This is a genomic window from Actinomadura formosensis (assembly GCF_050948385.1).
Lineage (GTDB): Bacteria > Actinomycetota > Actinomycetes > Streptosporangiales > Streptosporangiaceae > Spirillospora > Spirillospora formosensis.
In genome coordinates this window covers 2758473-2772900 of record NZ_CP192011.1, presented here as the reverse complement: position 1 = coordinate 2772900, position 14428 = coordinate 2758473, and the positions used below count along the sequence as shown (strand labels likewise).

General features: G+C 73.2%; 13 protein-coding genes. 3 read left to right on the top strand and 10 right to left on the bottom strand.

Translation table 11 applies throughout. The annotated features are described in order from the left end of the window. Window positions 1-48: 48 nt before the first annotated feature. The 7 genes from ACQP1N_RS13120 to ACQP1N_RS13090 form a co-directional block, all read right to left on the bottom strand. Complete coding sequence (locus ACQP1N_RS13120) at window positions 49-1155, bottom strand: ring-opening amidohydrolase (RefSeq protein WP_433231491.1); 1107 nt, start codon at window positions 1153-1155, stop codon at window positions 49-51. 132 nt (window positions 1156-1287) lie between these two features. Then, a complete protein-coding gene (locus tag ACQP1N_RS13115) occupies window positions 1288-2451 on the bottom strand; it encodes a pyridoxal phosphate-dependent aminotransferase (RefSeq protein ID WP_084263254.1) in 1164 nt (387 codons plus the stop codon). Between the two features lie 148 nt (window positions 2452-2599). Further along, entirely contained in the window at window positions 2600-3205 is a 606-nt protein-coding gene (locus ACQP1N_RS13110; protein WP_433231489.1) for a response regulator transcription factor, read from the bottom strand. Further along, on the bottom strand, window positions 3202-4440 hold the full coding sequence (locus ACQP1N_RS13105; protein ID WP_067803324.1) for a sensor histidine kinase: 1239 nt from the start codon (window positions 4438-4440) through the stop codon (window positions 3202-3204). Before ACQP1N_RS13105 ends, ACQP1N_RS13110 begins: the two co-directional genes overlap by 4 nt. 40 nt (window positions 4441-4480) lie before the next feature. Then, a complete protein-coding gene (locus ACQP1N_RS13100) occupies window positions 4481-5275 on the bottom strand; it encodes an ABC transporter permease (protein WP_067803321.1) in 795 nt (264 codons plus the stop codon). Beyond that, entirely contained in the window at window positions 5272-6198 is a 927-nt protein-coding gene (locus ACQP1N_RS13095) for an ABC transporter ATP-binding protein (protein WP_433231486.1), read from the bottom strand. The genes ACQP1N_RS13100 and ACQP1N_RS13095 overlap by 4 nt, the downstream gene beginning before the upstream one ends. Window positions 6199-6362: 164 nt before the next feature. Continuing rightward, window positions 6363-7760, bottom strand: a complete 1398-nt coding sequence (locus ACQP1N_RS13090) for an acyl-CoA synthetase (protein ID WP_433232688.1) — start codon at window positions 7758-7760, stop codon at window positions 6363-6365. A 37-nt stretch (window positions 7761-7797) separates the two neighbouring features. Here ACQP1N_RS13090 and ACQP1N_RS13085 point away from each other — a divergent pair, with 37 nt between their 5' ends. Both ACQP1N_RS13085 and ACQP1N_RS13080 read left to right on the top strand, forming a co-directional pair. Then, window positions 7798-8388, top strand: coding sequence for a uridine kinase family protein (locus tag ACQP1N_RS13085; protein WP_433231484.1), 591 nt, complete (start codon window positions 7798-7800; stop codon window positions 8386-8388). A gap of 27 nt (window positions 8389-8415) precedes the next feature. Beyond that, complete coding sequence (locus tag ACQP1N_RS13080; protein ID WP_067803308.1) at window positions 8416-9228, top strand: class I SAM-dependent methyltransferase; 813 nt, start codon at window positions 8416-8418, stop codon at window positions 9226-9228. Between the two features lie 88 nt (window positions 9229-9316). Here ACQP1N_RS13080 and ACQP1N_RS13075 read toward each other — a convergent pair whose 3' ends face one another. After that, complete coding sequence (locus tag ACQP1N_RS13075) at window positions 9317-11155, bottom strand: hydantoinase B/oxoprolinase family protein (protein ID WP_067803305.1); 1839 nt, start codon at window positions 11153-11155, stop codon at window positions 9317-9319. After that, window positions 11152-13191: a hydantoinase/oxoprolinase family protein gene (locus ACQP1N_RS13070; RefSeq protein ID WP_433231481.1), complete on the bottom strand. Its 2040-nt coding sequence runs from the start codon at window positions 13189-13191 to the stop codon at window positions 11152-11154. The genes ACQP1N_RS13075 and ACQP1N_RS13070 overlap by 4 nt, the downstream gene beginning before the upstream one ends. A 154-nt stretch (window positions 13192-13345) precedes the next feature. Between ACQP1N_RS13070 and ACQP1N_RS13065 the strand changes: the two genes are divergently transcribed. Next, window positions 13346-13720, top strand: a complete 375-nt coding sequence (locus ACQP1N_RS13065) for an FKBP-type peptidyl-prolyl cis-trans isomerase (RefSeq protein WP_067803299.1) — start codon at window positions 13346-13348, stop codon at window positions 13718-13720. A gap of 1 nt (window position 13721) precedes the next feature. On the opposite strand, the gene ACQP1N_RS13060 is transcribed toward ACQP1N_RS13065, so the two are convergent. Next, window positions 13722-14369 carry an SRPBCC family protein gene (locus tag ACQP1N_RS13060; RefSeq protein WP_067803296.1) on the bottom strand — a complete coding sequence of 216 codons (648 nt, stop codon included), beginning with the start codon at window positions 14367-14369 and terminating at the stop codon, window positions 13722-13724. Between the last annotated feature and the right edge of the window lie 59 nt (window positions 14370-14428).

Below are 14428 nucleotides of genomic sequence, written 5' to 3'. Positions count from 1 at the left end.
GGGCGGCTACCCGGGCACTCTCCCTCCCCCCGGTTCTTCCCGCGCGGGTCAGCCGAGGTCGGCGATGGCTGCGACGGTGCCGCCGCCGGACGGCCCCTGGTGAACGGCCGCGACCGACACGAACACCGCCGGATCGCCGGTGACGGACGCCGCCACCCCGCCGACACACGCCTTGATCTGCCGGTGCCAGTGCACGTCGGAGTCGTCCAGCATGATGTTGCGGCGGCCCCGGACCGATCCGCCCGGGTCGGCCTCGCATTTGATGAACACGTTGACGAGCCGGTCGCCGAGGTCGGACGCGCGGGGCCTTTCGGGCAGGTCGAGGCCGGCCGTCCTGATCGCGTCCCAGATGCCGTCGGCGTCCAGCGCGTCCTTCATCACACCGTGCCCGGCCCGGTACCGGCCGCCGATGCCGCGGACGTTGCCGACGACGACGATCTGCGCCCGGTCCAGTTCCACACCGGACGAGCACGACGCCACCGACGAGTACAGCGCCAGGTCCCGGTGGATCTGCTCGGCGGAGGGCATCTCGATCTCGCCCAGCGCGACGGCGATGCCGAGCGCGGTGGTGGAGTTGGAGATGTCCATCGACTTCAGGGTGTCCTCGGTCACGACGTCGTGGCCGCGCGACTTCGCGTCGTTGATCGTGTCGAGGGTGAGCAGCGGCGTCTTGGTCTGCGCGTAGTGGACGTCGGCCGGGTCGTCGATCCCGGCGGTCTCCATGGCCGCGCGGACCCCGGCCGCGACCGTCTCGACCATCGCGGGCCGCCCGATGTCCTCGGGCCGGATGACGTCGCTCATCGCGACACCCACCGACAGGCGCGGCTCGTCCGACGCCGGCGCCTTCGCGGGGTCGACGGTCGCGAACACGGTGGCGTGCGGGCTGAGCACCCCGTCGGTGCCGCCGGACCACACGAGCGGGACGCGCGCCACCTCGTCCGCCGTCCGGGTGCCCCGGGCGATCAGCACCTCGCGGAACGCCCGGTCGGCCAGCAGCCGCGTGTAGTCGTTCACGCCGCCGTTGCCCTCGGTCTTGCCGACGACGGCGAGGACCCGGTCGGCCTCCAGGACGCCGTCGTCGATCAGCCGGGCCAGCCCGGACGCGTCGGTCACGCTCTCGATGGGGATCTTGCGGACTTCGATCGGATCGGGCACGTCATCGCTCCTCAGCTGATCGGATGATCGGTCTCCACCCCGGTCACGGGTCGGACGCTAGCCGCACGGGAGGCGGTGCTCACGGGCGAAAACCGCCCAACGAACGCCGTTTCTTCGGCAGTTCTCGGGGACTCAGCGGAGGCGGGCGAGGCGTTCCACGGCCTCGTCGATGACCTCGTCCTTCTTGCAGAACGCGAACCGGACGAAGTGGGCGCCGGCCTCGGCGTGGTCGTAGAACACCTGCGTCGGGATCGCGACGACGCCCGCCTTCTGCGGCAGGGCGCGGGCCAGCTCCATGCCGTCGGTGAACCCGAGCGGCCGGATGTCGGCCTGCACGAAGTAGGTGCCCTGCGGCCGGTGGGCGGTGAACCCGGCGGTCTCCAGCCCGGTGATGAGCCGGTCCCGCTTGGCCTGGAGCGACTTGCGCAGCTCCTCCACCCACGGGATCTCGGTCCGCAGCGCGTACGCGGCGGCCCGCTGGTAGGGGGCGCTGACCGCGTAGGTGAGGAACTGCTTCACCGTCTGGACGGCCCGGATGTACGGCGCGGGGGCCGTCACCCATCCGGTCTTCCACCCGGTGACGGAGAACGACTTGCCCGCGGACGACACCGACACCGTCCGCTCGCGCATGCCGTCGAGTGTCGCCAGCGGAATGTGCTCGGTCCCGTCGAAGGTCAGGTACTCGTACACCTCGTCGGTGATCGCGACGAGGTCGTGCTCGCGGCAGACGCCGGCGATGGTCTCCAGCTCGGCGCGCGTGAACACGGTGCCCGTCGGGTTGTGCGGCGAGTTGACCAGGATGGCCTTGGTGCGCGGTCCGACGGCGGCGCGCAACTCGTCCGGGTCGAAGGTGAACCGGCCCTGCACCGGCCGGAGGGTGACGGCCCGGCGGACGGCCCCGGCGAGCGCGATCACGGCCGCGTAGGAGTCGTAGTAGGGCTCGAAAACGACGACCTCGTCGCCCGGCTCGGCGAGCGCCAGCACCGATGCGGCGATGCCCTCGGTGGCCCCGACGGTCACGAACACCTCGGTGGCCGGGTCGTAGGACAGCCCGTACCGCTCCAGCCGTTGCGCCGCCACCGCCTCCCGCAGGTCCGGGAGTCCGGGGCCGGGCGGGTACTGGTTCGCCCCCGACCGGATGGCCTCCACGGCAACGTCCAGCATGGACTCCGGGCCCGAACTGTCCGGGAAACCCTGGCCTAGATTGATCGAACTGGTCCGGACGGCGAGAGCCGACATCTCAGCGAAGATCGTCTCGCCGAATCCTTGCATGCGCTCGACCAGTGACTCACTCACGCCGCAAGCCTAGGCCCAGCCCCGCGTACGCGGGGAGCACCGTCCGCCAGTGTCGGGAAACCCCTGCCCCATGGGCCATCCCCGTAGGGCCATCCCCGTATACACGAGGAGCATTGACAGAATGTAGCAGAGTAGTTTCTAAATGTCGTCAGATCCAGCCCATCCGCTCGGCGGCGCGGGCGGCGGCCAGGCGGGTGGGCTCGCCGAGTTTCGCCATGGCGGTGGACAGGTAGTTGCGGACGGTGCCCTCCGACAGGTGCAGGGCGGAGGCGATGCGGGCGGTCTCCGTCCCGGCGCCGGTGAGGCGGAGGATCTCGCGTTCCCGTGCGGTGAGCGGGTTGTCTCCGGCGGCCATCGCGCTGGCGGCCAGTTCGGCGTCCAGGTAGCGGCCGCCGCCGTGGATCTTGCGGATGGCGGTGGCGAGTTCCTGGGTAGGGGCGTCCTTCGCGACGAACCCGCGGACCCCGGCGGCCATGGCGCGGCGCAGGTAGCCGGGACGGCCGAAGCTGGTCAGGATGCAGACCGCGCAGCCGGCCCCGGACGCGTGCAGTTCCTCGGCGACGGTGAGGCCGTCCGCGCCGGGCATCTCGATGTCGAGGACGGCCACGTCCGGGTCGTGCGCCGCGACCGCGGCGGCGACCTCGTCGCCGCGGCCGACCTCGGCGACGACGTCCAGGTCGGGTTCCAGGCCGAGCAGTGCGGCGACCGCGCCGCGGATGAGGTGCTCGTCGTCGGCGAGCAGGACGCGGATCACGCGGGCCTGCCCGCCGTGATCGCCTCGCCGGCCTCCCGCCCGTCCGGGCACGGCACCGGGACGGCGGCCCGCAGCAGGAACCCGTCGCGGCCGTGCCGGCCCGCGGTGATCTCGCCGCCGAGGACGGCGGCCCGCTCGGTGAGGCCGGTCAGCCCGGAGCCCTCCCCGGTCTCCGCGCCGCGCACGCCGTCGTTGCGCATCTCCACCACCACGGAGCCACCGTAGAGGGTGAGGGCGATCGAGCAGTGCCGCGCCTCGCTGTGTTTGATCACGTTGGTGGCGCCCTCGCGGATCACCCAGGCGAGCACGGAGCGGACCTCCGGCGGCAGCCCGTCCGGCGGGTCCCCGATCGCGCAGCGGACGCCGGCGGCCTCCAGCACGGCCCGCACCCCGGCGAGCTCGGCGTCCAGTTCGACGGCCCGGTAGCCGCGGACCGCGGCGCGCACCTCGCGCAGCGCGTCCCGGGCGGCGCGCCGGACGTCGGCCATCTCCGCCCCCGCCCGGTCCGGATCGTCGCGGGCCAGCCGCATCGCCAGCTCGCTCTTCACCGCGATCAGCGAGAGGCTGTGGCCGAGCAGGTCGTGCAGGTCGCGGGAGAAGCGGAGCCGTTCCTCGGTCACCGCGAGCCGGGCGAGGGCGTCGCGGGCCGCGTACGCCTCCTGGTGCAGGTCCCACATGCGCCGCTGGTAGCGGTTGACGAACGCGACGACCCCGCAGACCGCGGTGTAGAGGGCGGTCGTCAGCGGGAGGACCGCGAACCACGGCAGGTTCCCGGCGCCGTGCAGGCGAGTCACCCCGACCGTGGAGAGCACCCCGCAGAACATGCCCGCGGCCGCGCACAGGGCGATGATCCGCCCGCGGCCCATCGGCGACAGCACCACGGCGGACACCCAGAACACGGGGATCACGCTGAACAGCGGGTCGGTGAGCATCATGAGGCTCAGCGCCCCGGCGACGGCGCCGCTGACCGCGATGTCGCGCCGGGACGCCGCGCCCTCCAGGCCGGTCCGGACGAGCCGCGCGTAGCACCAGGTCATCAGCCCCAGCCCGGCGACCACCGCGATGACGGCCGGGACACCGACGTGACCTTCGGCGTAGGCGGCCCCGGCGCCGGCCAGGCCCGGCGCGAGGAACCCGAACGCGGCGAACAGGAACGACCGGTACGTCACCCGCCGGTAGCGTTCCAGCCTGCGGGCCGCCTGTTCCTCGATGTCCGCCGTCGTCGCGACCGTCATGTCCCCGTCCCTCCGGCCTCGCACTGTAATGGGTGACGGTTCAGCCGCGCCGCGGCTCCCAGCGGAACCAGCGGGCGGCGAGGGCGCGGCCGAGCGCGGCCCAGAAGACCAGGACGCAGAAGGACCGGACGCAGGTGAGCCACCCCTCGGCGATGCCGACGGACGGATGGTCGGCCCGGTGCACGAAGTCCTGCCCGAAGTAGCCGGTCCGGGCGATCTCCACGACGGGGCTGAGCGGGACGAACCGGCAGATCTCCTGGAGCCATCCGGGCAGGCCGTCCAGCGGGAACATCACCCCGGCCCCGAGCATGCAGCCGAACATGATCGGGAGCACGGTGAGCTGCGCCAGCTCGGCGTTCGGGGTGATCCCCGACACCGCGAACGCCAGCGCCGCGAACACCGCGACACCGCCCCCGAGGCCGGCCAGCAGCAGGACCGGGTCGGCGGGGAACCGGCCGCCCAGCGCGCCGCCGAGCACGGCCAGCAGCGCCACCGCCTGCACCGCGTACAGCGCGGCCGCGGTGAGCACGCTGCCGCCGGCGATCTCGGCGTCCGCCAGGGCGGTGCCCCGCAGCCGCTTGAGCGTGCGGTCCTCGCGGCGGGCGGTGAACACGTTCACCAGGTTCATGAAGACGGCGAAGATGAGGAAGAACCCCAGGTGGCCGGTGCCTTGGAGCAGCGCTCCGTCCACGCCCCCGATCCTTTCGCCCCGCACGGGGACGAGCATGGCGGCGAACAGGACCGGCAGGCCGAAGACGAGGAACAGCGCGGTCCGGTTCCGCCAGAGCAGGGTGAGGTCGAGGCGGGCGACGCGCAGGACGGCGGACGGGTTCATCGGGCCGCTCCTTCGGCGGTGCCGAGGAAGACGTCTTCGAGGGACGCGCTGCGCGCCCGCAGGCCGTCCAGCCGGACCTCTTCCGCGTCGGCCCAGCGCAGCAGCTCGTAGAGGCCGGTCTGGAGTCCGGTGCCGTCGACGGTGTAGGACGCGACGGTGCGGCCGCCGTCCACGCGGATGTCGGCGCGGGCGCCGCGCAGGTCGGGAAGCTCGGCGACCCGCAGGTGCCCGGGCATCTGGAAGCTGATGCGGTCGCCGTGCCCGGCGACGACCTCGGCGACCGTCCCGGACGTCTCGATGCGGCCGCGGTGCAGGATCGCGAGCCGGTCGGCGAGGTGCTCGGCCTCTTCCAGGTAGTGCGTGGTGAGCAGGACGGTCGTGCCGTCCGCGACCAGGTCCCGGACGATGGTCCAGGTGGCGCGGCGGGCCTCGGGGTCCATGCCGCTCGTCGGCTCGTCCAGGAACAGGACGGCGGGGCGGCCGAGCAGCGCGAGCGCGAGGTCGAGGCGGCGTTTCTGGCCGCCGGACAGCTGCCGCACCCGCACCCCGGCCTTGCCTGCCAGCCCGGCGACGGTGAGGGCCTCGTCCCGGCCGCGTGCCCCCGGGGTGAAGCCGCGCCAGTGGTCGATGGTCTCGGCGACGGTGAGGTCGGCGAAGAATCCGCCGTCCTGCAGCATGATGCCGATCCGCGGGCGGACCTTGCGGCGCTCCCCGTGCGGGTCGTGCCCGAGGACCCGGACCGTGCCCTCGTGGACGGCCCGGTGTCCCTCCAGGGTTTCGAGGGTGGTCGTCTTGCCGGCGCCGTTCGTGCCGAGGAGCGCGAACAGCTCGCCCGCGCCGACGTCGAACGAGATGCCGGCGACGGCCTCGAAGTCCCCGTACCGCTGGCGGAGGCCGTCGACGCTGATGGCTGGATTCTCCATGTCCCCAGCCTCGTGATCACGCGTGCGCGCCGGTAGGGGCGCGTGTCACCGGTTCGGGCGGCGCCTGGCACCCGATCGGCATGACAGGTGTCATGTTCCCGACCCACGACGCTGCCGACGCGGCCGGTGGACGCCTGGTCCCCCGTCCTCGCGGAGCTGCCGCCTTAGAGCTCGCTCAGGCGGGCCTTGACGACCTTGCCCATGGCGTTGCGCGGCAGCGCGTCGACCAGGTGGACGACGCGGGGCCGCTTGTGCGCCGACAGGCGTTCGGCGACGAAGTCGATGAGCTGGCGTTCCGCGACGCCGTCGGCGACGACGTAGGCGGTGACCTGCTCGCCGAGGTCGTCGTGCGGGGTGCCGACGACGGCGGCCTCCCGGACGGCCGGGTGCGCGAGCAGCGCGTTCTCGATCTCGCCGGCGCCGATCCGGTAGCCGCCGCTCTTGATCAGGTCGGTGGACGCGCGGCCGACGATGCGGTGCCAGCCGTCCGGGCCGATGGCGGCGATGTCGCCGGTGCGGAACCAGCCGTCCGGCGTGAACGACTTCGCGGTGGCGTCGGGGCGGTTGAGGTAGCCCTTGAACAGCAGCGGCGCGCGGACGTGCAGTTCCCCTGGCGTCTCCCCGTCCGGCGGGACGGACGTGCCGTCGTCGGCGGCGAGGCGGGTCTCGACGCCGGGCAGCGGTGTGCCGACGTAGCCGGGCCGCTTGTCGCCGTCGGCGCGCGCGCTGACCGTGATGAGGGTCTCGGTCATGCCGTAGCGCTCGACCGGGCGGTGCCCGGTGAGCTCGGAGAGCCGCTCGAAGACGGGCACGGGCAGGGGCGCGCTGCCCGAGACGAGGAGCCGCGCCCCGCGCAGGGCCGCGGCGGTGGAGGGGTCGGCCGCCGTCCTCGACCAGACGGTCGGGACGCCGAAGAACAGGCTTCCGCCGTCGCTGCGCGCCGCCGCCGCGTACAGCTCGGGTTTGGGCCGCCCCGTGTGGACGAGCGGCGACCCCACCCGCAGGGCTCCGAGGACACCGAGGACGAGACCGTGCACGTGGAACAGGGGCAGTCCGTGGACGAGGACGTCGTCGGGCGTCCACGCCCACGCGCCGGCGAGGGCGTCCAGCCCGGCGGCGATCGCGCTCCGCGAGATGAGCACGCCCTTCGGCGCGCCGGTCGTGCCGCTCGTGTAGAGGATCAGCGCGGTGGCGTCGGCTGGAACCTCGCCCCGGACGCTCCCGCCGCGGGGCAGCGCGTCGACGGGGAGCACGGGCGGCTCGCCATCGGCCTGCTCCGTGGCGCCGCCCGCGGCGAGAAGCAGGTCCGCGCCGGAGTCGCCGAGGATGTGGGCGCGCTCGGCGGGCCCGGAGTCGGGCGGCAGCGGCACCACGGGGACGCCCGCGAGGATGCCGCCGACGACCGCGACGACCGTCTCCAGTGACGCGGTGGCGTGCACCGCGACGGCGTCCGCGCCCGCGATCTCCGCGGCGACGGCGCAGGCCCGGCCGAGCAGCTCGTCGCGCGCCAGTTCCCGGCCGGCGACCCGCACCGGGCCGCCCGTCCCGCCGAGCAGGTCCATCACTCGCCCCTCTCCCTCTCGTCCGGCACCTGGAAGTATGCCGTCCGTGCCGGACCCGACCCTGAGCTACCCCGTCCTCGCGGCGCGCCTGCTCGCGCTGCCGCCGTCCTGCGGCCCGGTGCGGCTGGTCGCGGTGGACGGCCCGAGCGGCGCCGGCAAGTCGACGTTCGCCGACCACCTGGCGGAGGCCCTGGCCGGTGCGCCCGTCATCCGCTCGGACGACTTCCGGATCCCCTGGGACGCCGACCCGCTCACCTGGTGGGAACCGCTCCGCACGTCCGTCCTCGACCCGCTCCGCGGCGGACGGCCGGCCGTCCTCCGCCGCTACGACTGGCGCCACGACTCCTACGGCCCCGCAGAGGAGATCCCGCCCCCGCCCATCCTCATCATCGAAGGCGTCGGCTCCGCCTGGACCGGCTCCCCCGCCGCCTACCGCATCTGGCTGGACGCCCCGCGCGACCTCCGCCGCGCCCGCGCCCTCGACCGCGACGGCCCCGAATTCGCCGACGCCTGGGAGCGCTGGGCCGCCCGCGAGCAGGCCCACTTCACCGGAGACGGAACGCAGTCCCGCTGCGACCTCCACGTGGACGGCACCACCCTCACCCCACACCGCTTCTCAACCCGATGAGGCCACAACTGCCTTACGCTCACGACCATGGCGGATGCCGACTATCTCAGGACCAACAAGGCGCTCTGGGACGAACGAGTCCCGATCCACCTTGCCAGCGACTTCTACGACGTGGCCGGATTCAAGGCCGGCGGCCAGACCCTCCGGGAATTCGAGCCGGCCGAAGTCGGGGACGTCACCGGCCGGCGGCTGGTCCACCTGCAGTGCCATTTCGGCCTCGACACCCTCTCCTGGGCCCGGCGAGGCGCGCACGTGACCGGACTGGACTTCTCCGAGAAGGCCGTCGAGGCCGCCCGCACAGTGGCGGACGAAACAGGACTGCAAGCCCGCTTCGTCGTAGCCGACGTATACGACGCGCCGATGGTTCTCGGCGAAACCTACGACATCGTCTACACGGGCCTCGGCGCCCTGTGCTGGCTACCCGACATCGACCGCTGGGCCGAGACCGTCACGTCCCTTCTGCGTCCGGGCGGGTTCGTCTACCTCGCGGAGTTCCACCCCTTCGCCGACACCCTTGACGACGAGGAAGGCCGCTCGGTCACCTACGACTACTTCGCCGAGGGACCCCAGATCTGGGACGAGCCGGACGCCGGCAGCTACGCCGACCCGCAGGCCCCCGTCCAGCACACCCGCTCGATCGAGTTCGTCCATGGACTGGGCGAGGTGGTCACCGCCCTGACCACCGCAGGACTGCGCCTCGATTTCCTGCACGAACACGACCACACGCTCTGGCAACGGTTCTCCGTCCTAGAACGCCACGGCCCCGCCTACCGCCTCCCCGAAGGCCGCCCCCGCATCCCCCTGATGTACACCCTCCGCGCCACCAGACCTCTCGACTGACCCGCACCTGACCAGGGGTGCGTCAGTCGCCCTCGCGCTCGTCACACCGCAAGCGAGGATGCCGGGTCCTACTCTGAATTCGTTCTCGTCATGCCTCGCCGAGCGAGGGGCCGGCTTCGAGGGCGTCGACTTCGGCGGTGGCGGCGCCGCCGGAGAGTTCGGGGTAGCCGGGGCCACGGTCGAAGAACGGGAGGGGGCCGCGTTCGGCGCGCAGGCGCGCGCGCAGGGTCCGGGTCGCCTCCTCATCAACGACACCGTCGGTGAGGACGACGCCGTAGTCGTCGCGGGCGCCGTCCAGGGAGACCTTGCCGTCGCGGACGTCGGCGGCCACGCGGGACGGATCGCGGTTCAGTGGGTCGCCCCAGCCGCCGCCGCCCGTGGTGCGGATGCGAATGATCTGGCCGGCCTTGACCGGGTGGTCGTCCACCAGGCCGTCCATCTCCTCGCCGTCGATGTCCACGCGGAACGGGCGTCCCGCACGGCCCCCGTTGACGCCCCAGCACGACAGGATCGAGCGGTCCGCGATCGACATGTAGCGGGCGTCGCGGAGCATCCGGATGTGCTTGTCGTAGCCGAGGCCGCCGCGGTGCTCCCCCGGCCCGCCGGAGTCGGTCGCCAGGCCGAGGCGTTCGACGATGAACGGCCAGCGGGCCTCGGCGAACTCGGCGGGGATGTTGCGGGAGTCGGGCACGATGTGGATGGTGTCCTCGCCGTCGGCGTAGTACCGGCCGCCCGAGCCGCCGCCGAGGACCTCGCGCATGAGGTACGGGCCCCGGTCGTCCTCGCCGTAGACGCCGGTGTAGCGGATCGTCTCCTGGTCGGCGGGCATCCGCCCGCCCGTCGCCTTGGCGAGGACGCCCGCGAGGACGCCGAGCAGCCGCAGGATCACGAACGTGCGGGCGTTCGTCGGTGCCGGGAAGACGGGCGTGAGCAGCGTGCCCTTCTCCGGGAAGCGCATCTCGACGAGCGGTACCACGCCCTCGTTGACGTCCAGTTCGGCGGCCCGCTCCGGGGTGTCGGCGAGGTTGCGCAGGACGGGTGCCAGCCACTTCTTCAGGAAGACGCCGCCGGCATAGTCGCCCGCGTGGTTGATGGGCCCCTTGGCCTGCGGGGACGTACCGGTGAAGTCGATGATCAGCGGGACGGCGGCCGCCTTGTCGACGGTGAGCGTGATGCGCTGCGCGTGCAGGCGGGGCGGGTCCACGCCGTCGTGCTCGGCGTAGTCCTCCCAGACGAACGTCCCGTCCGGGATCTTGGCGAGCAGTTCGCGGCGGAACGTCTCGGTCGTCCGGTCGATGATCGCGTCGAAGCACGCCTCGACGTCCGCGCGGCCGTACCGGGCGAACAGGTCGCCGAGGCGGCGGGCGCCCATCAGGCACGCCGAGCACTCGGCGTCCAGGTCGCCGGCGAGCGAGTCGGGCATCCGCGAGTTGCGGGTCATGATGGTCAGCGCCGCCTCGTTCGGGACGCCCCGGTCCCATAGCCTGATCGGCGGGACCATCAGGCCCTCCTCGAACACGCTGCGGGCATGGCTCGGCATCGAGCCGGGGACGGCGCCGCCGATGTCGTCGTGATGGCCGAACGCCTGCACGAACGCGACCACCTCGCCGTCATGGAACACCGGGACCGTCACGCACAGGTCCGGCAGGTGCCCGATCCCGCCCTCCGACAGGTACACGTCGTTGTGGAAGAACACGTCGCCGGGACGCATCGTCTCCAGCGGGAAGTCGCGCGCGACCGGCTGGACGAGCGCCGAGTACGACCGCCCGGTCAGCTTGCGGAGGCGGCGGTCGTGGATCCCGGCGCGGAAGTCGTGCGCGTCCCGGATCATCGGGGACCGGGCCGTCCGCGCGATGGCCGTCTCGACCTCGCGCTCCACCGACGCCAGCGTCCCCTCCACGATCTCCAGCAGGATCGGGTCGATCATCGCGTGACCACCAGGTTTCCGTAGGGGTCGAGGGCCGCGGTGAAGCCGGGGTGGAGCGGGAGCGTCGAGCCGAACTCCTCGATGACCGCCGGGCCCTCGATCGTGTCGCCGGGGGCGAGCTTCTCGCGCCGGTAGACCGGCGTCTCCGCCCAGGCGTCGAAGTACACGCCGCGCGTGCCGGTGCGGGCCCGCGACGGGTCGCCGTCACCGGCCGGGCGCGCGGTGAGCCGCGGGCGCTCGATCGGACCGATGCCGGAGACGCGCAGGTTGACCCACTCGACCGGATGCCGCGGGTCGTCGCGGTAGCAGTAGCCGTAGAGGGCCTCGTGGGCGTCGTGGAACCGGCGGACGACCTGCGCGCGGAACCCCTCGTCCGGCGGCCCGGCGGGGGCGGCGACGCGGACCTCGAACGCCTGCCCGTGGTAGCGCAGGTCGGCGGAGCGGGCGAAGCGGCGCCGGTCCTCCGCGAACCCCTCGCGGGCGAGGGTGGCGGCGGCCTCGCCTTCGAGGTCGGCGTAGACCGAGGCCAGGAGCGCGGGGTCGAGTTCGGCGTCGCGGACGACCCGGGTGCGCACATGGTCGTTCCTCGCGTCCACCGTGAGCAGCCCGAACGCCGACAGGTTGCCGGGGTTCTCCGGGACGAGCGCGGCGGGCAGCCCGAGGACGTCCAGCAGCCGGCACGCGAGCAGCGGCCCCGAGCCGCCGAACGCGACGAGCGGGTAGTCGCGGACGTCCAGGCCCCGCTTCACGGTGATCTGCCGGATCGCGTTGGCCTGGTTCCACGCCGAGATCTCCAGGATCCCGGCGGCGGCCCGCTCGACCGGCAGGCCGAGATCCCCGGCCAGGGTCTCCAGGCCCCGGCGGGCGGCGGCCACGTCCAGGGGGACCTCGCCGCCGAGCAGATGCGGCGGGATGCGGCCGAGGACGGCGTGCGCGTCGGTGACCGTGACCTCGGTGCCGCCGCGGCCGTAGCAGAGCGGTCCGGGGTCGGCGCCCGCGCTGCGCGGCCCCACTTTCAGGGCGCCCTCCGGCGACCGCCACGCGACCGAGCCGCCGCCCGCGCCGACCGTCACGATGTCGATCATCGGGATCTTGACCGGGTGCCGCCCGATCGAGCCCTCGGTCGTCAGCGTCGGCTCGCCGTCCAGGACGACGGCGACGTCGGTCGAGGTTCCACCGCCGTCCAGCGTCACGACCGAACCGTGTCCGCTGCGCGCGACGACGAACGCCGCGCCGAGCGCGCCCGCGGCCGGGCCGGACAGCACGGTCGTGATCGGCTGCCCGGCCACCTCCTCCGCCGACAGCACGCCGCCGTTGCTCTTCATCACCAGCAGGCGGGACGCGACGCGTTCGGTGATCCGCGCCAGGTAGCCGTTCATCGCGGGCTTGACGGCGGCGTCCACGAGCGTCGTCACCGACCGCTCGTACTCGCGGTACTCGCGCAGCACCTCGCAGGACAGCGACACGACCGCGTCCGGGTGCTCGCGGCGCAGGACGTCCCGCATCGCCAGCTCGTGCGACGGGTCGGCGTAGGAGTGCAGGAGGCACACCCCGATCGCGCGGACGCCCCGGTCGCGGAACCAGCGGGCCGCCGCGACCGCCGCCCCCTCGTCGAACGGGCGGATCTCCGCGCCGGTGTGGTCGAGCCGCCCGCCGACTCCCCGGACCCGGTGCGCGGGGACGATCCGCGGCGGCTTCACCCAGAAATAACTGTTGCCGTAGCCGTCCGGGACGCTCTGCCGCGCGATCTCCAGGACGGATTCGAACCCCTCGGTCGTGATGAACCCGAGGTCGTCGATCCGGTCTTCCAGGAGCCGGTTCGTCGCGACCGTCGTGCCGTGCGACAGCGCCGCGATGTCCGCGGGCCGCGCGCCGAGCAGGCCGAGCACCTTCGCGACGCCGTTCGCGAAGCCCTCCGCGGGGTCGGCGGGCGTCGAGGGCGTCTTGGTGGTGACGAGCCCGCCGTGCTCGTCCTGTGCGACGACGTCGGTGAACGTCCCGCCCGTGTCGATCCCTATCCGCAGCCGCCTCGCCATACGCAAGGGTCTACCGGTCCCCGCCCAGCTGCGAAACCGTCGCAATCTGCCAACGGGGGCGCCGTTCTTTCGTGAGGGCGTGGAGCACTAGGCTGGGCCTTTTCATCCGCGGATTCACCGCAGATCCATCACACGACGACGCTGGAGCCCGTCCATGGCGCTTGAACGCCCCGAGATCGACTTCCCCGAGGGCCAGCCGCCCGAGTACCTCGACATCACCGACATCACCGAGGGCGACGGCCCCGAGGCCGTCAAGGGCTCGCACGTGTCGATGCACTACGTGGGCGTGTCGTGGTCCACCGGCGAGGAGTTCGACGCGTCCTGGAACCGGGGCTCGACGCTGGACTTCCAGCTCGGCACCGGCCGCGTCATCAAGGGCTGGGACATGGGCATCGCCGGCATGAAGGTCGGCGGGCGGCGCAAGCTCGTCATCCCGCCGCACCTCGCCTACGGCGACCGCAGCCCCAGCCCGGCGATCAAGCCGGGCGAGACGCTGATCTTCGTCGTCGACCTGGTCGCGGTCGGCTGACTCAGCGGCGCGAGCGGCGGCCGAGCAGGTAGCCGAGCGCGACGCCGGCGAGGGCGACCGCCCCGCCGGAGGCGAACGCGACGGCCATCGCCGGCCACTCCGGCGCCTGCGCGGCGCGTCCCGGGTAGAGCGTGCCGGTGCCCGCCGGGACGCCGGCGGGCGCCGGTGTCCCGGCGGGCGCGGCCTCGCCGGGGGGCGCGGCCTCGGTGACGGGCGCGGTGAGGTCGCGCTCGACGGCGGCGAAGAACTCGCCCGCGGTGCGCTTGGCGACGCTGCCCAGCATCCGCTGCCCCACCCCGCCGACCATCCCGCCGACGACCGCGTCCGCGTCGTAGTCGATGCGGGTCGCGCCGCCGCCGTCGAAGAGCCGGACCCGGACCGTCGCGTCCACCGTGCCCGGCGCGCCCTGGCCGCGCGCCTTCAGGACGAACGAGCGCGGCGGGTCGGGATCGGCGAGTTCCACCTGCCCGACGTAGGTGCCCTGGATGGAGGCGACGCCCGCCGTGACCGTCATGCGGTAGGTGTCGGGCGCCGTCTCCTCCAGGGAACGGCATCCGGGGATCGTCCTGGCCAGGACGGCCGGGTCCTGGAGCGCGTCCCAGACGCGGTCGAGCGGCGCGGCGACACTGGCACTGCCGTTCAGCTGCATGACCCGACTGTAGAGAACGCCGTGGCCCCGCCGAACGGCAACATCTGCCGAGTACACGC